This is a genomic window from Rhizobium glycinendophyticum (assembly GCF_006443685.1).
In the GTDB taxonomy this organism is placed as follows: Bacteria; Pseudomonadota; Alphaproteobacteria; order Rhizobiales; family Rhizobiaceae; genus Allorhizobium; species Allorhizobium glycinendophyticum.
Window position 1 is genome coordinate 1 of the sequence record NZ_VFYP01000008.1, and the last position, 19,777, is coordinate 19,777.

Annotated in this window: 16 protein-coding genes, 1 tRNA gene and 1 pseudogene; 6 read left to right on the forward strand and 12 right to left on the reverse strand. The window is 57.7% G+C overall.

Translation table 11 applies throughout. The features are described 5' to 3' along the window. Nucleotides 1–77, forward strand: a tRNA-Met gene (locus tag FJQ55_RS22385). 160 nt (nt 78–237) lie between these two features. After that, nucleotides 238–609 (forward strand): hypothetical protein, encoded by a 372-nt coding sequence (locus FJQ55_RS23775; protein WP_246085251.1) that lies wholly within the window; start codon nt 238–240, stop codon nt 607–609. 225 nt (nt 610–834) lie between these two features. On the opposite strand, the pseudogene FJQ55_RS23780 reads toward FJQ55_RS23775, so the two are convergent. From FJQ55_RS23780 to FJQ55_RS22430, 9 genes and pseudogenes are all read right to left on the reverse strand, one after another. Further along, a pseudogene (locus FJQ55_RS23780) lies at nt 835–900 on the reverse strand (hypothetical protein); the annotation flags it as partial. Between the two features lie 116 nt (nt 901–1,016). Then, nucleotides 1,017–1,901 carry a recombinase family protein gene (locus FJQ55_RS23785; RefSeq protein ID WP_140832248.1) on the reverse strand — a complete coding sequence of 295 codons (885 nt, stop codon included), beginning with the start codon at nt 1,899–1,901 and terminating at the stop codon, nt 1,017–1,019. A 185-nt stretch (nt 1,902–2,086) separates the two neighbouring features. Further along, the gene (locus FJQ55_RS22400; protein WP_140832249.1) at nt 2,087–2,425 is read right to left on the reverse strand and encodes a hypothetical protein; all 339 of its coding nucleotides are present in this window, start codon (nt 2,423–2,425) and stop codon (nt 2,087–2,089) included. 185 nt (nt 2,426–2,610) lie between these two features. Next, nucleotides 2,611–3,444 (reverse strand): hypothetical protein, encoded by an 834-nt coding sequence (locus FJQ55_RS22405; protein WP_140832251.1) that lies wholly within the window; start codon nt 3,442–3,444, stop codon nt 2,611–2,613. Nucleotides 3,445–3,849: 405 nt separating this feature from the next. Continuing rightward, nucleotides 3,850–4,617 (reverse strand): FtsH/Yme1/Tma family ATP-dependent metallopeptidase, encoded by a 768-nt coding sequence (locus tag FJQ55_RS22410; protein WP_161597026.1) that lies wholly within the window; start codon nt 4,615–4,617, stop codon nt 3,850–3,852. After that, nucleotides 4,607–6,514 carry an AAA family ATPase gene (locus tag FJQ55_RS22415; RefSeq protein ID WP_140832255.1) on the reverse strand — a complete coding sequence of 636 codons (1,908 nt, stop codon included), beginning with the start codon at nt 6,512–6,514 and terminating at the stop codon, nt 4,607–4,609. Before FJQ55_RS22415 ends, FJQ55_RS22410 begins: the two co-directional genes overlap by 11 nt. Beyond that, on the reverse strand, nt 6,504–7,004 hold the full coding sequence (locus tag FJQ55_RS22420) for a hypothetical protein (RefSeq protein ID WP_140832258.1): 501 nt from the start codon (nt 7,002–7,004) through the stop codon (nt 6,504–6,506). Before FJQ55_RS22420 ends, FJQ55_RS22415 begins: the two co-directional genes overlap by 11 nt. 68 nt (nt 7,005–7,072) lie before the next feature. Next, nucleotides 7,073–7,966 (reverse strand): hypothetical protein, encoded by an 894-nt coding sequence (locus tag FJQ55_RS22425; RefSeq protein WP_140832261.1) that lies wholly within the window; start codon nt 7,964–7,966, stop codon nt 7,073–7,075. Between the two features lie 424 nt (nt 7,967–8,390). Then, nucleotides 8,391–8,984 carry a hypothetical protein gene (locus FJQ55_RS22430; protein WP_140832263.1) on the reverse strand — a complete coding sequence of 198 codons (594 nt, stop codon included), beginning with the start codon at nt 8,982–8,984 and terminating at the stop codon, nt 8,391–8,393. A 278-nt stretch (nt 8,985–9,262) separates the two neighbouring features. Here FJQ55_RS22430 and FJQ55_RS22435 point away from each other — a divergent pair, with 278 nt between their 5' ends. Beyond that, the gene (locus FJQ55_RS22435; RefSeq protein ID WP_140832266.1) at nt 9,263–9,499 is read left to right on the forward strand and encodes a hypothetical protein; all 237 of its coding nucleotides are present in this window, start codon (nt 9,263–9,265) and stop codon (nt 9,497–9,499) included. 289 nt (nt 9,500–9,788) lie between these two features. Here the strand turns inward: FJQ55_RS22435 and FJQ55_RS22440 are convergent, their stop codons facing one another. Next, nucleotides 9,789–10,049, reverse strand: coding sequence for a hypothetical protein (locus tag FJQ55_RS22440; protein WP_140832269.1), 261 nt, complete (start codon nt 10,047–10,049; stop codon nt 9,789–9,791). Nucleotides 10,050–10,252: 203 nt separating this feature from the next. On the opposite strand from FJQ55_RS22440, the gene FJQ55_RS22445 reads away from it, so the two are divergent. The 3 genes from FJQ55_RS22445 (at nt 10,253) to FJQ55_RS22455 (ending at nt 15,955) form a co-directional block, all read left to right on the forward strand. After that, a complete protein-coding gene (locus FJQ55_RS22445; protein ID WP_140832271.1) occupies nt 10,253–11,386 on the forward strand; it encodes an RHE_PE00001 family protein in 1,134 nt (377 codons plus the stop codon). Nucleotides 11,387–11,546: 160 nt separating this feature from the next. Further along, nucleotides 11,547–12,932 carry a protein kinase domain-containing protein gene (locus tag FJQ55_RS22450; protein WP_161597027.1) on the forward strand — a complete coding sequence of 462 codons (1,386 nt, stop codon included), beginning with the start codon at nt 11,547–11,549 and terminating at the stop codon, nt 12,930–12,932. Between the two features lie 107 nt (nt 12,933–13,039). Further along, complete coding sequence (locus tag FJQ55_RS22455) at nt 13,040–15,955, forward strand: hypothetical protein (protein ID WP_140832276.1); 2,916 nt, start codon at nt 13,040–13,042, stop codon at nt 15,953–15,955. 209 nt (nt 15,956–16,164) lie between these two features. On the opposite strand, the gene FJQ55_RS22460 is transcribed toward FJQ55_RS22455, so the two are convergent. Continuing rightward, on the reverse strand, nt 16,165–18,645 hold the full coding sequence (locus FJQ55_RS22460) for a S8 family peptidase (protein WP_140832278.1): 2,481 nt from the start codon (nt 18,643–18,645) through the stop codon (nt 16,165–16,167). 6 nt (nt 18,646–18,651) lie between these two features. Continuing rightward, complete coding sequence (locus FJQ55_RS22465; protein WP_246085252.1) at nt 18,652–19,728, reverse strand: AAA family ATPase; 1,077 nt, start codon at nt 19,726–19,728, stop codon at nt 18,652–18,654. Nucleotides 19,729–19,777: the final 49 nt, after the last annotated feature.

The following is a 19,777-nucleotide window of genomic DNA, read 5'->3' on the forward strand; positions in this document are numbered from 1 at the left end:
CGCGGGGTGGAGCAGCCCGGTAGCTCGTCAGGCTCATAACCTGAAGGCCGCAGGTTCAAATCCTGCCCCCGCAACCACTGAGACTTGAATCTGCTGCCACTCAAGTCGCTTCCTTGAAAGCTCCTCTGCGTAACCCGCGAGGAGCTTTTGTTTTTTGTCCTCCGTGTCGAGTTCACCGCACAGCTGACGCGCTAAAACATCCTGGTCCACCATTGCCTTGAACTTTGCTTCCATGATTTGCGCGATCTCCATGGCAGCGAGGATGGATGCAATGCGGCCATGCACTTCCAGTGCCGGCGGTTGACGGCCCGGGGTGCTGGCGACGACCACTTTCTGTATGAGTTGGCGGATGATGCCGATCAGCGGCTGCTTGGTCTGGGTATCAGCGTGATCTCGCATCATGTAAAGCATGGCGTGGATCACCGTGCGGACTGTGTCTTCGTTGATCTCGTCGCGCAGATCTGCGAGGCGTTCTGCATCGCTGATTGGCTTGTCCATCGACGGCGCGCTTGCCAGCTGCCGCTCCAGTTCTTCTCGTTCTTCATCGAGCCTGTCGAGCTGGTCGTCGAAGGCCGCGATAGGCCGTCGGCCTTCGGCGGCTCGTTGTGACATCTGGGCGATGATGCCTTCTTGTTCGCGCTTGTTGCGCTCCAGAGCGGCGGCGATGTCCTTGGTTTGATGGGCAGCAGTCTTCTGCTCCGCGAGTTCGCTTTGCAAAACTTTCTCCAAAGTCCGGCGGAAAACGTCCATGTGTACCAAAGCTGCAGGGATGGATGTCAGGATACGGTCCTCGAGTTCTCTGCGGAGGATCGTCTTGTGATTGCTGCAACAGGCTCCGCCAAGAACATCCAGGGGAAGCTTTTTGCGGTGGTTGGTGCAGCCGTACCGATCCTTGGCCATGATTGCATATGGTCCGCCGCACTCGGCACATTCGAGCAGTCCACTCAGGAGATAGCTCGGACGGTGAGTGCGGTTTAGGGGATTAGAGAGTGTCCGTTCGAACTCGCCCCGCACGCCTAACTGCCGCCGCTTGACGGCGGACCAAAGAACGTCGGGGATAATGCGCAGTTCCGGGCGTTCGTCGACGACCCAGTTGTCGCTATCATTATGGCGGGCGATTCTGCGTTCCGTGTCCGGATTTTGCGATACTCGCGGCGGTTCCAGATAGCCCTGCCGAGATAAAGCTCGTTGTTCAGGATGCCGGTCCCGCGGTCGACATGACCGCGGATCGCGGTGTCACGCCACGCAGCCGCGCGCGGGCCCGGAATGCCTCTACGGTTCAGTTCGACTGCGATCTGGCTCGGCGACATTCCGTCGGCATACGACCGGAAAATCTCCTGGACGATCTCGGCTTGTACCGGGTCGACCTCGCGCAGGCCCGGGATGCGCTCTCCATGCGCATCGTACGCGAGTTTGACCCGGTAGCCGTAGGCAAGGCATGTCGTGGCCTTGCCTCGGCGGACCGCGGTCTTCATGCCCTCACGTGTCCTATACCGAATTTGGGCGATGAGCTCTTGGCTGAGTGTCACGCGAAGGCTCATCTCGATATCCGTGACCGAAGAGCCGCCGTACACTGTCCATAGCTCGGTGTTGTGGTAGCGGAGGCGCTTCAAGAATCCATTGCCGTGCTCGGCGTCGCGTGAAATGCGGTCAACCGTCACGCACAGGACGAGGTCGACCTTGCCGCTCGTGATCCGTTCCAGAACGCGCTGGATGCCTGGGCGCGTCATGTAGTCGGAGCCGCTGACCGCTCTGTCGGAGTAGGTGTCGACCAGCTGCCAACCACGGTCCTCGATGAAGCTCTGACACAGTTCGACCTGGGTCTCGATGGACACATCTGTCTGTCGATCAGTGGAGTAGCGTGCGTATATAATGGCGGTTTTGGCGTTTTTTGCGGTCATGGCTTCCCCCGACGATCCTCGCCAGTTAGTGAATGGTACCTACTGCCACAAGGGGGCCGCTTCCCACGATTCTGGTGCAAACGGCGTTTTATGAAGTAATGGGGGGAGAGGGGACTTGGACTGCAGACGGCGTTTGCGATGCGCCAGCTGCCTGCCGCATCACCTGTGGTCACTGAAGGCACCGGTCATTCGTCCGGCTCGGGATTGATTCCAAGATGCACTTTGCGCCGGAAATCCCATTTGCCGTCGACGTATCTGTCGATGAGGTCGCCGAGTGCCTCGTCGGACTTATTCCGGTCGAAACCCTGCTCGACCAAGGCTTCCAAGATATCGGTCTCGACCTTGTTCATCCGCGCGGGATTGCCTTCCCGCTCGGCGAGTTTGGCTGTTCCGAGGATGAGCCATCGAAGCGCGACGCGGGCGATGTCGTCGCGGCCCGGTCGCCGGAGCCGTCGCTGCTCATCGCGGTAGGCCTGCTGGCGCTCTCGCTGGTCTCGCAGGCGCTGGGTGCGTGATCTCGCCATCTTAGCCTCCCCCCGCAAACGGCGTTCGTCCGAGAATCGAAGATATCGAATGTGGAATCGGAGACGGCGTTGGCAGTGAGTGTGATCGACAGACGGAGATCGCTTGTGAGCAGAAATCGCAGACCGGGCGATCCCACTCGGCAGCCCGACTGTCTGTGGGGGGTGTAAATAGTGCGTCGAGCATCTCAGTCACCTAGCCCTCGCATGTAGACGACATTGCCGACCTTGCCGCGAACCAGATCGCTGCTGAGCGTACAAGCCTCAAGTTCTGAGAAACGCGCCGGATCATACTCCTTGAAAACGGACGGCCGGTAACAGTCAGCCCGGAAGGGCAGCCATAAAAAACCTTGAATACGCACGGGTTCCGCGTCGTCGAGAATGTTCGCCCGGATCATCGCTGAGGTCCAATCCTGGGTCAGTCTGTCCGTCTCCTCGACAGAATTGATAGACGTGACCAAGCGCGGGACATGCCCGTAGTCCTCCTCGAAAATCTGCTCCTGATATGGCCGCTCGAAGAGGATCTGCCCCCGATCAAGGAGCAGGATGCGATGGATGTCGACGAAGCTCGGCAGCTCCGCATGCAGCTGCACCATTCGGCCGTCAAGCCTGACTTCATCGCCGCCGTATCGTGCCGTCAGTTTGATATAGGCGTGATGCAGTTCTAACGCGTGGATCTCGCAAATGCGCTCTAACCGCCTCTGATCGCCGGTGACGGAATCGATAGCGCCTCGGATCATTCCCTGACTTAGTTCAATCGCGATTGCTTTACCGTGAAAGACCGGCTGGCTGACGTAGAGGCTACCGAGTGCGAAAGATGGGTCGAGCTTGACAAAGGATGTGCAGAAAGCTGATGTGCGGGCCGCTGTTTGCCCAGCTTCGGTCGGTGACGAGGCCTCTGAGCCGTCATGAGGGATGTGGCAATTGGCGAGCAGGCGAGAGGGGGGCACATCCACCTTGGTATGTGTCGTTGTCGGATTATCTATAGTCATGGATTTTGGGTTACTTTGTTGCACCTGCATCTAGGCTCAGGCGGATTTTGGTCGGCGTCAATGACCGGACCGGCCTGATCGCGGCATCTCTCGCACGGCGTTTGCTACAAATGCCGAAACTTCGCGTCCAAGATCGACAGCCAAAGGAAGATGCGGTCCACGACAGCACAGGCGGCATGCAGTTCGACAATTGCGAAGACGGCTTTTGCTTCTGAATCGGCTGGGCTGCACTTTGAATCGATAGTGTCAAAATCGGAATCGGTAATGCGCAATGTATCTGAACGCAGTTTACCGGTCTCATGATCTTTCCTGCTGGTATACTGCTTTGCCAGCATACCAAGATGTACTGATCCGCGTCCCTCCTTATCTAAAACACCGCAAGACGAGGCCCGGACGAACTTAGACCATTCGCCTGGGGGAGGCCGCTAACGGCGTTCATACAGATCTGCCCTCATCGCGGCCGAGGATGTCCCTTACCGCCGCGCCGTCTAGATAGCGTCGGTTGTCCAGCTCCCGGGCCAGTCGGAGCAAGGCTTCTCGATGCTGGGTGACTATGGACATCGCCGCACCGAAAGCTTCTTCGAGGCGCTTATTGACCCGTACTGCCAGCGACCGATCGTAACGGAGGTCGTGGTGTGGACGTTCGCTCGGCATGTACAGCAGAGGCAAATCCCTCGCACATCCGAGCACTGTCTCGAGGCGCACGGCGTTTGTGGTTGCGATCTCTAAATCGCTACCTTCGCTGCCGCCGTGACCTATCAACGTCTCATCAAAAACGAGGCTCTCGGCCGCACGTCCTGCGAGATAGCAGGTGATAACCTGCATCACGCCGTTCTCGGTCTGGGGCATTACCTCAGGCCATCGAACCGATGTTGCACCCCCGTCACCGCGACCGGTGGTGACCGACTGGACCTCTGCGATGCCGAGGGTTGCGAACGCCACCGCATGGCCTGCCTCGTGAACTGAAATCCGCCAACGTACATCTGGAGGCACCGAGCCAATCTGTCGATCGAGCACCTCCAGGATATCACTGTAACGCAGTTTACGCTTGGCGCGACGCGCGATGCCGCGTGCGTCGCGGATCAGACGTGCGATATCAGCGCCAGTCATGCCTTGCGCTGCAAGAGCCAGATGGCGAAGGGCTGACGGCCGATCATTGCGCCGGGAGGAGCGCTTGTTGTTCGCTGTTCGATCAAATTGCATGGGCAGCTCCCTGAGACTGATTGCTGATCTTTGACCCAGTTTTGTGTGCACTCGCCAGTACCCCATTGAAATCTGGGCCCAGGTGATGGCGGATGATGCCCTGCAGTGCATCGATGTCGGGAGGCGGGATCTCGATGTGCCGCTCTAGGCGACCGGATCGGCGGATTGCCGGGTCAATCACCGATGGCCTGTTAGTTGCGCCGACGACGATGATCCCTTCTGACTTCGCTGTCCCGTCGAGAAGTTCGAGCAGCCGATTAACCACTGAGATCCAATAGTCGTCATATGTCCGTAATGCTGCGCCGTCGCGCCGACCAATACCATCGATCTCGTCGATGAGCAGAATTGCCGGTCCATGCTCTTTTGCAACGTCAAAGGCAGCTGTCATACGCTTAAGGACGTCACCCAAGTATCCAGGCTCTAGCCATTGGCCGACAGACGTCGCGATGAGCGGGATCTGAAAGGAGTTACATAGCGCGCGTGCATAAGTCGTTTTGCCGGTCCCAGGCGGGCCACTCAGCAGTAGCTTGGTGCTCATGTCTGCCCAGGAGAGCTTCTTGCTACGCCAGAGTACTAGATCCGTCTTGAGGTCGAGTGCCCACTGGCGTGCGTCGCCGTAGCCCGCCAAGTGCTCGACGCACGGATGCGGTGGGGCTCCTTTGCCGTTTACCTTTGCTGGCCGTTGTACTGGCTGGATTACATCTACCGAAAATGCCTTGTCGGCGCGGCGGCTACGATCGGAGCTGCTCAGGGTTCGAGTCCTGTTTTTGTCAGCATCCGCCTGCCTGGCGGATCCACCGCCTTCATCATCTCCCTCGACGGCCGGAGCCTCGCGCGAAAAGGCCTCAAGACGGCTCAACATGTTGCAGATCGATCGTCCTGGTTTAATGGCCAGTGCCAGATCGTCCAAACCGAGACGCCCCAGCGCGATCGTGTATTCCCGGGACGTCTCTTCCACCGCGACACGTGAGTGCACTGTCGTGATCTCGATTGCGCGGCTAAGGAGCCGCCAATCGATTTTTGGCGCATCAAGGATCAGGTCTGCGCTAGATGCCACACGATCAGGCCAGGGCTCTTCATCCTCAGCAACTACGAGGACTGGTCTCCCGGTTGAAAGTGCCTTTGAAAGCAGCTGACGCCGGTTCTCGGAGTTCTGATGTGTGAGATCACCATTCCGAAACGTTACAATGGTGCGCGAGTCGTATGGCTCCTGCCCCGAATACACACGCCTGCTCAGCGAGTATCCGCCTCCGCCGTCCCGCAGCCGCATGGCGGGCCCAATGACGCCATGCTCGATCATGAGCCCAAGCGCTTGTTCAAATCCGCGGGTAGGGACGCGCAGAAGCACGACCGCAGCCGGTCTGGACAGGATCTGAAGGACCTGGGCGGCTGTCAAATGTGATCGCCTCACGGCCTCAACAATGCTGAGGACAATGACCGTCTCTGTAATGGGCGGGAGATGGGCGACTGCTTGCAGGAGCCTGGCAAGCTTCACTAGGTATTGGCTATGATCTCCACTACCGTTGCGAAGGTGCGGCCGTTCCTCAACGTCTTCCGAGGTCACCTCGGTCTCAGCGCCGGTCACAGACGCGTCGATGTCACCGACGATATCCTCGATCACTAGGTCGATGTCATGTCTGCGGACTGTCACCGGTGGCAAGACAGGCAGCAATGCATCGCTTGATATAAGCCGCAGCAGAGTGCGTCGGTCTGCAGTGATAGCTCCGGTCAATGGCACAGCCCTTGCCCCAGGCGAATATATAGTAACCGTATGCATTCCGATGGTGCGCTGGTACGCGCGCAGGATATCGGCCGCGACTGCCGCCCGATATGCGATCCGCAGTGATCGGCGGCTAAGGCGGCCAAGCAAGTATCGCTCTAGACGATCAACGGTCATGGCGGATCTCCTCTTCCAGGAGCGACTTCAGCTGCGAGAGCCGACGACGGTCCAGTTCCGCAAGGTGCGGACTATCCGACTTCCAGAAACGGTGATGGCGGTAGACGCGCGCAGGTCTAATATCCATGTGCGATGAGCAGCGCCCTCTATCGGGTAGGCGCGCCGCTTCCATGATTGCCTCGTCGGTGTTCTGCTCGCGATCAAGCCACTGAAACAGCAAGCGTGCAGTCGGGTCGTTCTGCGCTACCAAGTCGCACAGGGCGTCACGGACTGTCCCCGGCAGCGCGTCGAGTGAGCGCCCGCGCCGTCTGGCGATGCTGAGCACGAGTGCCGTGACAAGCGCGGTGGTGTCGTTGGATAGTGCTCCGTTGCTGTCCTTAGCCGAGGGCGATTGGTGCAAGCTTGTGGGCGAGTTGGAGTAGCGAAGCCTCAGCGTGCCGTATTGGCGACGTAAGCGGTAAACCTGGAAATCAATGACAGGGTGAATCATAGCAAAAGCTCTTCCGTGGCCGGATCGCGTCCGGCAGATCTGATAGGATGGAAAGTGATGTGCGCCGCTTAGTGCGGTCGCAAACCGGGCCCAAGGACGCCGACCTGAATCGACGGCCGAGCTTTCGGGGGACGGCCACGTCGTCTTGCGGGCATCTCCGCGATGCGCTGCTGGGAGGGGTGTGCTTTAGTTGGTGCCACTGCACCCTCCGAAGGGCACGCTGACTTGGCTGTTGCCTCTGCGATTGCCGCTTGCCACTGCTTACGTAGACCGGCGCGGAAGGCGTTCATGCTTTCAATAGCCAGCCGCGACGCACCCTCTATCTGCAGCAGGTCATCGAGGCGAGACAGCGGCCAAACGCCATCTGATACATCCGTCGATGTCTTGGATCCGTCGATTATGGCTGTGCCGACGGTCTCGACAGCCAGCCGTTGATGGTCGCGCCACAGAAGGTCTGGCAACACAAGTCCAGATGCCGTCATCCTTTGTTGAAGCTCAAGGAGCTTGCTTCCGCCCAAGTACCCGGAAAGGCTTCGTTTTACATCTATGATAAGCGCGTAGCGACCGCCGGGGTCGGCGATGACGAGATCAGGATGATAAGTTGCTCCAGTCTGCAGAGGAGCCTCAAAGCTGATACCCTGATACAAAGTTTTGCGGTTGCGCTTGATGACCTCAATCGCGGCCGGGAGTACTGCGAGGCGAAGATCGGTCAGTGCCACCCTTGAGGGATGCGTCGAGGCAAGGGCGATGATGACAGCCTCCAAGAGATGTCCTTCCTGGACGGCGATCGCTCGCCCGAACGATGCCAAAGATTCAGCATCACCTTCGACCGCAGAACGCGCTATCTCGGGTGTAACAGTGGCACCAATGGCCTGCTCAACCAGCCTAGCAACAGCTGCGGACGCGGTCTTCAAGACATACGAAGGCGTGTCGGCGAATGAGCCGAAATGAATGTTTTGCATGGGGAATGTCCTGTCTGATCAACCGTGGATAGCGGCGGGCGTGCGGTCAACGGACGGTGATGCCGTGACGCCAGGTTCAGATCGAAGTTCAGGAGGTTCGATACGGGGCTTGCCCGTCAGCACAATTTGAATATTACACATGATAGCCCAAGCCTTCTCACTAAGGTTGCGGGTTAGGCTTCCACTTGGTGTTCCAGCACCGGTGGAAGCCGCCTTTCCGTGACGTTCGCTCGTCACACCGGGTACCTATAGATCAGGAGGAGTAACGATGGCAATCTCTGACCGATCGGCTTCTGAAAACATGGTTAACTGAAGATTCAGTTGCCTAGACTCATTTGGTTCAAGCATTTTTTCGAGGTGATCGACCCAAATGCAGGTCTGCTCTAGTCAATACTTGGTTGCTATTCTGTTGCGAGCAAGCCGGTCATAGCAGCGTGAGTTGTTGTTCCTCGGATGGAAACGCTCCGTGAGTTTTAAACGTGTTTATTGCCTCCAGCAGAAAACGCATGCACCGCTCGTCGGTAAGGCCATCCGCTGTCGTGCCCCCTGCGATCATTGGTGTCTCGGAGTAGACCCATGGCGGGCAGCCCTCGCTGGGGAGCAAGATGAGTGTCAGCAGCCCGCTGTTGTGCAGCAGGCTCCACTGCTGTCCTTTGAAGTGTTCTGATCCAAGATGGTGCTCAGCCCCTGCATCAAGATCGGCAATGTCGAAATCCTCGGTCTGCTCCAACAGTTCAAGGCACTCCAGGCTTAGGTCATAGTCGTCATAGGTGGCCAGCTTCGGCAGGCCGACTTGCTCGTTGTACACCCACAACCATGAGAGCACATAGGCACCGTTACGTGTTCGCTCTACGGGAGCATCTTGGTGCACATGTAGGTAGTCGCTCCTGCTGTCGGCGAATTCTCGGAACAGCGCAGCGTCCCGGTGCGCAGGAGCTTGAAGCTTCTTCAAAACCGAGGCCGGTACGGTGTCTTGTGATAAGAGAGCTATTTCCGTGTCGTCTAAATCAATCCACATCGTGGCAATCCGCGTTGATCCTGTACATAGGCTCACCGGGAAATTTGTCGGCCGCAATGCGGCCCGCGATCGCAACAACTAAAGACTTCGTCGACGCCTCTCCGCTGTAACTGTCCGGGCCAGGCCCTGCCCGTGCAAAATGATAGCAACCGGCTTTATCGATTTTTCCTAGCCATACTCTCGCTCGCTGTCGGCTATTGACGCCGATCAAAATCTCTAGGGACAATCGAGGGAAGGTCAATCAAACAGCGGCATCCCGCCGCGAAGGAATGAAAAGCATGCAAGAAACAGGTCCGAACTCGGGGCTAGCCTCAGATGCAATCAAATTCGTCTCGCAGATTGCAAATCTTTTGACGACAGAGGAGTACGCACAGGTGCTCATCGAAGAAGAAGAGGTAGATGAAATCGATGCCATCAATCTCGCTTATCGCGACTACGACGGGCGGGAGACGGTCGAAGCGCTGATCCGTGTCGCGCGGCATATTTGCGACAAGCATGATTCAACGAATTCCTGAAAGGCAGGACCCTGGATCGTTAATCTGACATCGTTGGCAAGTGAGCGACAGCGCTGACCATCAATGTAGCTGCGGGTGTAAGTGCCGAGCGGACGCTGTTTCCTCAGCTCGGTTGCCTGTTCCATTTCTGCCCCCCAATAGGTGCATCACCTATTGGGGGGCAGAAACATCTTGTATTCTGGGCTACGGATCCACAACGGATCGGAGACGCCTGCCGCGCACGGATTGGCTTGCAGTGGGTATGTGCTCGTTATCAAGACAACTGCGACGATTCACTCCCTTCTGGCGCTCAGACAGGCTTCAACTCATCGAACGTCCATTCCTTCCCTTCCGCGCAAACGTACAGCAATTTCCCGTCGCGCTGTGCGGTCTCTTGGCTGTTCCAATGGATATCAGTGCCACCCTCGTATTCTGGCTCGCCCGTATCCGGATCAATCCACGAGATCCGGGCAGTTGCGAGCAGGATCTCGGCGGTCCCTATGATTTGGCTACCATTCGGTGACACGAAAGGTACACTGTAATTATTGTTATCGTCATAGTATTCTGTCATATCTTTGGGCTATCCAAATATTAACTTTTGACACTGAAAACAGTGTATCGCATTATTTTTGTCGGCCAAAATAAAAAATGAATTATTAGTTTTGTTTCCGATAAGGGTTATTTATCGGCGGTGAGCCACCGCGGGCATTTTAATAGAAAGTACGGAACCGTAACTGGAATCTAGCTTTCGCTTAACGAATCATTTACCATTCAATGTCTTATGAACTCGCAAAATTGCCCATCCAGAGCCTGCTGCGACCGATCTCCGAGGCAGCGGTCTCTCTTGCCCGTCTCGACGAGCGCATTGCCCGCTCTCCCGTCGGCGAGGGCTTTCTCGAGCGCTCGCATTTCCTCGAGGCGCATGCCTCGCTCTGGGTCGATGGCGAACTCGTCCATCTCGAAGACCTCGTCCTGCATGACTCGCTCCGGGATATCCGCGCACCGACCCACGAACTCACCATCGCCCGCGACATCCTGAAAACCCGACGCCGCGTCGCCGCCCATCCGCCCGCCTGGGCGCTCTCGGCTCAAGGCCTCGCCTCCCTCCGCGGCCGGCCGTGGGCCGGAGCATCTTTGGGTGGAGACGGGGAGGGGGTGCCGGATGGCAATGTCCAGGTGGGCAGCATTGGGGCTGGGGTAGGGCAGGCCAAAGATCCTGACAATGATGGTCTGGGTGATGCGTTGGCCGCGATCGATGCTGTGCTCGCCCGCGCCGAGATCGCGATAGAAGAAGCCAAGAAGCCAGATCGTGTTAAGAATGCTCCGGACAAGGATCCGTTCGTTTACGATCTCGACTGGGATGAGGACGAGCGGCTGGCGGAGTGGCAGTCCGTGTTGACGCGCGCCCAGGATCTGCCGTGGGTTCTGCACGCTATCGTGGCGCTGGATGCCTGGAACGAGATCGCCGTGCTCCAGCACGCACCCTGGCTCGGCCGGCTTCTGGCCGCCTCGATCCTGCGCGAAGGAGGTGTGACCACCGGCTCCCATCTTGCGGCGATCAATCTTGGGCTCAAAGCGATCCCTGTCGATCGGCGCCGGCATCGTGATCGCGAGACGCGGTTGCTGGCGATATCAAGGGCGCTGACGGTTGCCGCAGAGACGGGGCTGAAGGAGCACGACCGGCTGGTGCTGGCGCGGCAGCTGATGATGCGTAAGCTGGAGGGGCGCCGGACGTCATCCAGGCTGCCAGAGCTCGTCGAACTCGTCATGGCGCGGCCGTTGATCTCGGCCGGCATGGTGGCAAAGACGCTGGAGGTTACGCCGCAAGGCGCGCGCCGTATTGTTCAGGAGCTTGGTCTTCGTGAGATGACAGGCAGGGGGAGGTTTCGGGCGTGGGGCGTGATATGAAACAGCGTGCCGAACTAAAACCCGGGAAGAATTGCAGTCCACATTGCGAATGACCAAGTGACCTCTGCTATGTCCAACCCTCTCAGGATCGTAAGAAGAAAAAATGAGTTTGAAGTCGGGGCAACCGCTACCGGGCGGTCAATACGGTAAGTGGAGATTGATGAAACGTATCGATGGCGGAGGGAACGCCGACGTGTGGATCGCTCGTGACCCTGAAAGTCGAGCCGTCGTGGCGATAAAGATACTCCATAATCTTGGGAAGGAGCCCCTTTCCAGATTCCGCAACGAGATCACGGCTCTGCAGGAACTTGGCAACTTGGAAGGGATCATCCCGATTTTGGATTCCGAATTTCCGGAAGGAAAAGGTTCTCGTCCCTGGTATGCCATGCCGGTGGCCGAAACCAGCGTGGCATTTTTCAGAAACGCCAATGCAAAGTCGATCGTCGCCGAATTTGTGCGTCTGGGTGAGACTCTTACGGTGCTTCACGCAAAGAAATATGCGCACCGAGATATAAAACCGCAGAACCTCCTGGCCTTGAACGGTCGGCTGTGTTTCTCGGATTTCGGTCTCGTCAAATATCCAGACTTGACTCCAATTACACCTGAACGGCGCGACGTCGGCGCCAAATTCACAATGGCGCCAGAAATGCGTAGAGAAGCAGGGGAAGCTGATGGGCTGCCTGCGGACGTTTTCTCCTTCGCCAAGACCCTTTGGATTTTTTTGACTGGCAAGGGTTTAGGCTTCGATGGTCCGTACGCTGCGGATTCGAGCGTGGGACTCCAAAATTATTTGCCTGGACAGTACACCACAACGTTGGATGTCCTACTCAGTGATTGCACCCAGCATGATCCTGTTGCTCGACCCGAAATGGGGGAGGTTGTTGACAGACTTCGGTATTGGCTGAGAGTGATCGATGACCGTGCGCTACAGAATGCGAACCAATGGGCGGAGTTTGCTCAAAAGTTCTTCCCTCGCCAAACGCCCGAAGAAGCAGTTTGGACGGACGTGGACGCAATCGTTGATATCCTCAACGAGATTGGTCGGGTCCCGGGCCTGAACCATATGTTTTTTCCAAGTGGAGGGGGCATGACGATCGAGGAGGTCCGACGTGCGCCTGAACTGGGTTTTATTGAGCTTCACACGGGATTCGTGACTTTGCTGAAGCCAGCGAAGCTCTCCTTCGTTTCTTTCAGACAAGATCCGAAGTGGGACTATCTCCGCCTCGAAGCGGCTCCTGTCGAACCAACCGGTTATTATCCTGTCGAGGCCGGCGACTACTACGAATATCTGTCAGAGCTGAACCCGGGCCAATACGCGCATCCTGACGTCGTGGACTACCGTGAAGACACCGAACGTGAATTGCCGGGGGGCTCAAGAAGTATCACGCGCTATCTCAGGGGAAGCTTCGTGTTTTTCAGCACGAGCTCCCCATACAATCAGGATAGCTCCACCTATGACGCCCGACACGAGCAGATGAGTGCGGACGAATTCAGGAAGTACATGAGGCGAAATGCCTACAGAGTACGCAGTATACTAGCGAACTGAGACCGGACGACAGCCTCGCCAGTTCTGTGATCTAGTTAACGAAATTGTTGGCTCATGGCGCCCATGGACAAGCTTTTCTTGGTCAAATTCCCTGATAAGTTGCCTGCATGACCAATCCCGCCAAACTTGCAGCAATGCTGCGCTTTCATCTCAGCGAATTGTCGCCTCAGAACGCCCACCACCAATTTGAGCATCTGGCCCGGCATGTCGCACGGGCTAGGCTCTACAGCAACATTCTTCCAGCGACTGGACCGGTGAGCGCCGGCGGTGATGGCGGAAAGGATTTCGAGACGTTTCGTACCTATCTTGCGGTCGGTCGGGATCCAGGCTCGGCATTCGCAAATCACACCTCGGGCGCGCGGGTTGTTGCGTTTGCCTGCACACTGGAAAAGAAAATCGAGCCTAAAATCAGAAAAGACATGGAGACCATCTCCGTGGGCGGCGGTATCGACGAATTGGTGGTGTTTTGCGAAGCAAATGTCCCTGTTGGCAAGCGACACAAGCTTATCGCCGAAGCAAAGGACAAGGGTTTTGATCTGCAGATATTTGATGGCAATACCCTCGCAGAATTGCTGACCGAGCCGGACCTTTTCTGGGTCGCGGAAGAATATCTTAAAGTTCCTGCTGAATTTTTCCCAGTCGTAAGTCGTGACGACGGTTATCTGCAACACAAGCGAGAGTGGGCGAACCGTAGCGTAATACCAATCAGCATGGCCGACTTCGTCGCGGTAAAGTCCGGCTTGCGCAAGGCAACCTTCGATCCAGACGCGCGTCCGGATCTAGGCTTCTGGCTCCGCCGGATGGAAAGTTTCCTTTGCAAAGAGGCGCCCCGCGGTTTGCTGCGGTCGGCCTTATACGAGATCGCGGTAGCTAGTCTACGCGGACGCAACGATCTGTCCGACCAAGCGGATCACTTGGCTGATTATTTCAGTGACCTCGACGAATTCCTCTCGATCGGAGATTTAACGGATGCAACTACCCTGTTGATCTATAGTTTTGGAGCTTTTTGGCTTGGGAACTATCGTGCGGATGACACCGATCTTTATCAGTGGCGGGCCAAGATCGAGCAAGCACTTGAGACCTGTTTCGCCGCTGCCAATGGACCGGGTCAGCGCGCCGGACTCCTCAATATTCTTGGGATGCTGGAGCTTACACCGAAGAAACCTGGCAGCACCCCCGAACTTTCTGATGCTTTGCAACGATGGCAGAGCATGCTCGATAACGTCGAGGAGGCGCCTCTCTTTCCGCTCGAGTCCTTTGCCGATTACATTATCAAAATCGTCGGAACTTACGGAAGCGACAAAGCTCTGGAGGATCTGGCAAACCGTGTCGAGGATATGTTCGCGTCACGCGCTGGAACTGCTGCAGCTGGAAAGAAAGCCGTCGACCGGGCCCTATCGCTCATTGAACGCGACGAGGCGACAGCGGCGATACGCGTTCTTCACGCTGCGAAGGCGAAATGGTTCTCGGGAGAGATGATGGGATCGGTAGTGCGCATCCTGCTCCTTCTGTCGGAGCAATATTGTCGTCTCGGTCTTGCCTATGCCGGGAAATATCATGCCATGGTCGGCGCATTTCTCGCTCGTTACGAGCCGCATGGCGAAATGCGTCAGCTGGAGCCAGAATGTTTGATGGCGCTCGTCAATGCAGAGGAGGCGGCTGGAAATTCCTTCGGATTTCTTCAGCTTCTGCCGCTCTATCTCGATAGCCACGTGCGCAACGATGACCGCCCGCTCGAAATGGAGCGCCATCCTGAGCTCTCGCAAAACCTCGGACAGCTGGCGGCTCTGCTCGGATTTCTAGGAAGAGGCAATCCCAGTGTCCGGATGGCACTCGATCCGACGATCGCAAACTGGCCTGAACCAATCAGAGGCCCAATTATCGAAGCGGCGGCTGCAAAAGATGGGTTCTGGCTGAATGGAACGTGGGACGAGGCCTGGGCCGAGCTGGAGGAGGCACTCCTTGACCGTCCCTTCGGGGACCTTGGACAAGAACGATGCGTCCGCTGGCAGGCTCTCGGCCTCGAATGGTCCTGTCACTTTGCCAACGACTATCGCACCACGCCGCATGCAGAGCAGCTGATCAGCGAACTGCAGCTGATCGCCTGCGCGATGGCGGATCGGGATCAAGGTCTCGTGCCATGCTCAATCGAACTCCATGTCTCGATCGGCGATAGTGCTATGCATGGAGTAAGGGTTACTGGGCCGACACCTGAGGACCGCTCATTGCGTATCTCCGTATCGGATGTTGATCGCGGTCCTGAACAGTCCATTGACGCCATGGTCGTCTTTGGCACGGCCATGCGTGCCTGCTCCGTGCTTGACGATGCGGCACTAATGGAGGCTTTCGACCGTGATCCATTTGATGCGTTGTTCGTAGGGCGACCCTATAGCGAACTCTATCGGGAGTTTATGCCGTCCGCGATCTTCGACGAAGCGACGCGGCTCGCGACATCGCCACTCGACCCGGATAGGTCGTTCAAGTGTCGAGCTGGGAGGAGGGTCGACTGGTTTGGCGGACCCAGCCCGAATTTCGATCAAGCGCGTGCGGAAGAAGATATTCGAAGACGATACGACTGGGCTCGGCGTGCGCTCAGATTCACGCTCGATAGAGCGATGGACGATCGGGAATTTTTGAGCCGTCTCCTGATCCTGCACCAAGAGGGCAGGACCGACTGGGAGATCCTCAGTGTGCTGAATAACATTGCTGTCGCGGCGAGGGGATTTTCGCCCGAGCGCATGACACCGGAAATCCGTGAACAGGCCCAGCGCGCGATGGAGTTCATCGAGCAGCCCAGTGATGCTTTGTCGGCAGAGACATTTTCTGCTTTCAACATCGAAAATTACTCAAAGGCCTTTGTTGGTGCCTTTGCGGGAAGTTGGGAGCTGCACTGGCCCGAATGTGCGACGTACGATGAAATGGAAGAATTTCTCGTAGCGCGTTACGGCCTCAGGAGCGTGGATCTCCCTGACGACATGAGATTAGATTGGGAAGCCATCGAACGAAAGCTGACGCAATTATAGCCGGACCAAAGCCTATCGTGTTGATTCTGGAGTATGGTTCCCCATGAGCTTGGGATGGTTCGGTATCGCCCGCAGATCAGTCAATCCAGCCGGACCAAATTCTTGGCTCGCCTACGAGTCTTGCGCGGAAGGAATTTAGTAATGAGCGGGCCGTCGGTTCCGGTCCTTCAAGAGCAAGCCATCTTTCGCTATCAGCCCCTGTCGCGAGACTAGACCAGGATATCTGTTTCTGCTGCGACCGTCGTCTCAATGCGAGCCTTCGCGGCGATCACGCCACTATAGAGATCAACCTCGATGCCTGGAGCCTTCAACGTCACGACCAACGAATAGCGCGTCTTGCGATTAACGATATCCTTGGCGGCTCGATTGCGCCACCAGCCTACAACCGGCTTGACGCACAACAGCTCACGGCTCAACAACTCGATGGCAGGCCCTGACCATACGTCGCAATGCAGGGAGCCTGCCGAAATGCTGCCCGGGCCAAACATCCATCGGGCATCGTCGGCATGATTTGGCGCCCGCGCACCATCTTCGCGCTCTGCGGCATTGACCCGCTGCTTGAAGCGTTCGGCAAGCTCGCCGCGGCGCTGTAGGTCGAAGCGCAGGCCGAAGGATTGGTAGCGCTGTGGATCGACATTGGCCGAGAACCCCGGATTGGGGTCCACGAAGTATGACAGCGTGACCTTCAGCTCGACCACGGTGTTTTGCAGATCCTCCAGGATCGCAGCCGGAAGCGGGAGCTGGTAATAATGGCACTCGTTGAATTCCCGCTGCCCCTTCAAACGGAACGGTTGGATAGCGGCCTGAGCGATCAGCGCCAGATGGTTCTGCGCCGAAGCCGACGCGCGGTCGAAATCAGGTACCCCATAGCCGAACCGCCTCATCAGGGGGTACCGGTCCTTCTTTCCCGCAGGACTGTTCAACTGCTCAAGCATTGGATCGGTCCATTCGGCGCTATGAATGACAAGCGCCCTGATGGTTTCCGGCCAATAGTTTGGGTACTCGGCCGTGAGCCTTGCGACCATGCGCGCGGCTTGTGCGGTCGCAGCGCTCGTCGCCTGAAACGCCGTGAGGGCGTTTGCCCCGGTTGTCGGCGATGTGGTTAGAAGTGACAGTGAATCTAGGCTGAGAACCTCTCGGCGGGCCGGGCTGAGTGCGCGATTGCCGGCCTCTAGGACCACTTCCGGCTTGATCGGCGCGCGGGCGTGAGCCCAATTGACGCTCGTGCGGCTGAAGGGGCTGAGTTCTCCGGGGCCGGCAAGGCACGACCAATCTTCGTAGCCCACGTCGGAGATCTGATTGAGGTCGGTGTATCCGCCGACGGTGATGGCGTTCCAAGCCTGACTCGGGTCTTCGGCGGGGTAATCGTCCTGCCGGGAAATCCGAGCGTATTCGATCTCGGCCGGGACGTTGCCGGCAGAAATGACGAATAACCGTTTCGGAGCGTCGTCGTCGTCGCCATTCATCGTGCCGGCCGCGGCTTGGTCGATCGCAGCGCTCCAGGTCGATGGCCGGGCACCGGAAACATTGTCGTTCGTCACCGCCATACAAAATACCCGGCTTCTCTCGGGTGCAGCGATTTCTGCCAGCGATACCGCGGTCTGGCTGATCACGCCGTAGGAGTGCGGATCGTTCGGGTCCATATCCTGCGGCGGCAGGAGCTTCACCGATTCCAGTCGATGGTTGAGCCGTCGCTCGGACCGATCGGATAGTGCGACCGTCAAATCCCCGTGCAGGGCCAGGCCTGCCATGGCCGTGCCATGGCTATGATGATCGTCGACGCCCCAGTCACGGTCGATTGCGTGTTGGTCGGCTGCAGCAAGTGCAGGCTCGATCAGCGAGTGGCCGCGATTGACTCCCGTGTCCATGACGCAGACGGCAGGAACCTCGTTTCCAGGCCAGACGATACGTCCAGCCAGATCGTCGACCCATTCGTTCTGGCTTTCCTGGGCGTCTTCAAGGAAGAACACCGGATTGTCGCTCGCGCGTCGAAGCTCGCTGACGACGCCGGTTGCGAAGGTCATCAACTCGATCGCGGCGCGGCGCGCGAGCACGGGGATGACGACCGCTTCCGGAAAATAAAGTCGGCGGTCGGCGGAGGCGGCACGCAGAGAGAGCCTGTGGCAGACGTCCTCGACGGCCACTTCATTATCGCGATGCGCCCAGATCGCCCACCACATCAGATGCTGAGGATTGTCGGGCAGGGCACTAGGGTCGTCGGTCCAGAAGACTTCGAGGCGTGCGCGCCTGATCTCCTCGATTTTCTCCACGCGGCTGGCGTTAGGCGGATTTCCCTTCGGGGAGAGGGGACCTGACAGATAGTCATCGAGGATCTGCTGGATGGCTTCTTGCGCATTGTCCGGAACGTAGAGCGCCACCGTGCGCACGTTATCAAGGTCCTTCGTCGCCCCCGGGCGTATGCCCTGCTTCTTCCATTCCAGGACGTCGGCACTGGTACCGGGTCGCAACTCAACTTCGATGTATCCGCCTGCGGCAGGTTCCAGTCTAGGATCTGCACCCCTGAGTTCGGTAATTGCGGCAAGCGCGACATCCAGTTCGTTGCGGAGTTTGCGCCCGTGCTCCGCACGGATGCGCGGCACGCTCGAACCACCGCTACCCGTGCCGGTATAGGGGCTTGCGGTATGGAGCGCCGAAACATCAATGTGCGGAAGCGTGAATCGGCCTGCCATCGGTCATTATACACGCTTTTCATCGAGGAAAGCGTCGCGCATCTCCCGACGCTGGTTAAGACGTTGCACGACGTCCTCGGTTGCAATCGTCTTGCGTTCATCGAGGATCGCGGTCTTGACTACATCATCGGCCGCGCGGACGATTTCGGATTGGCTGAGACCGTCGGCTGCCTTGACGATTTTTGTCCAGCCGAGCCTGGCTGATGACATCGGCTTGAGGTTGTTGACGATGATTTGCTTGATCTGGTCGGCCGTCGGCGCTTCAAACTCAAGGACCAGATCGTATCGACGCAACAGCGCTCGATCGAGAAGCGAGGGGTGATTGGTCGAACAAACAATGAGGCTGTCCGTCGAATTGCCCTCTTCCATGAATTGCAGGAATGAGTTGAGTACTCGGCGCATCTCGGCGACATCGTTCGTCGACGTTCGATGCGCACCAACCGCGTCGAATTCGTCAAAAAGGTAGACGCCTCGGCGCTTTGCGGTTTCGTCGAAAACTAGCCTGAGCTTTGCTGCGGTCTCACCCATATAGCGAGTGATGAGCCCTTCCAGCCGGATCACGTAATATGGCAGGTTGAGCTCGCCGGCCAGCGCTTCCGAGGACATCGTCTTGCCCGAACCAGGCGGCCCGACGAACAAAACCCGGCGATTAGGCGTGCGGCCATGTTCCCGCAGCCAGTCACGCTTCCTCTGCTGCCGGATCATATCTTCGAGATTGTCGAGCAATCCTGGCGCCAGAACCATGTCCTTCAGCTTGAAGCGTGGCTCGCGAAGCTCGAGAAGTCCTTCGAGGTCACCTCGAGGCGCCCCGAGAGGAATGGCAACACTTGCTCCTCGGGATTTGCGGGCCCGCGCCTTGTCAACCTCGGCTCGCATTTCATCAGCCGTGGTCTTGTGTCCCTGACGAGCCTCGGATGCGGCAATCTGGAGAGCAATCGAGAAAAACAGGTCGTCGTCGCCCTCAGCGCGACTTCGCAACATGGCAAGGATTTGCTTCGCGTTCGACACGGTCATTCTCTCTTCGTTGAACCAACTTAATACAAAACCGGGCGGCAATATAAGGCGGTGGCGGAGGTCATCCACACTGGGATCGTGCGATGAAAGCTACAATATTTCCTTACTCGGCACGGCG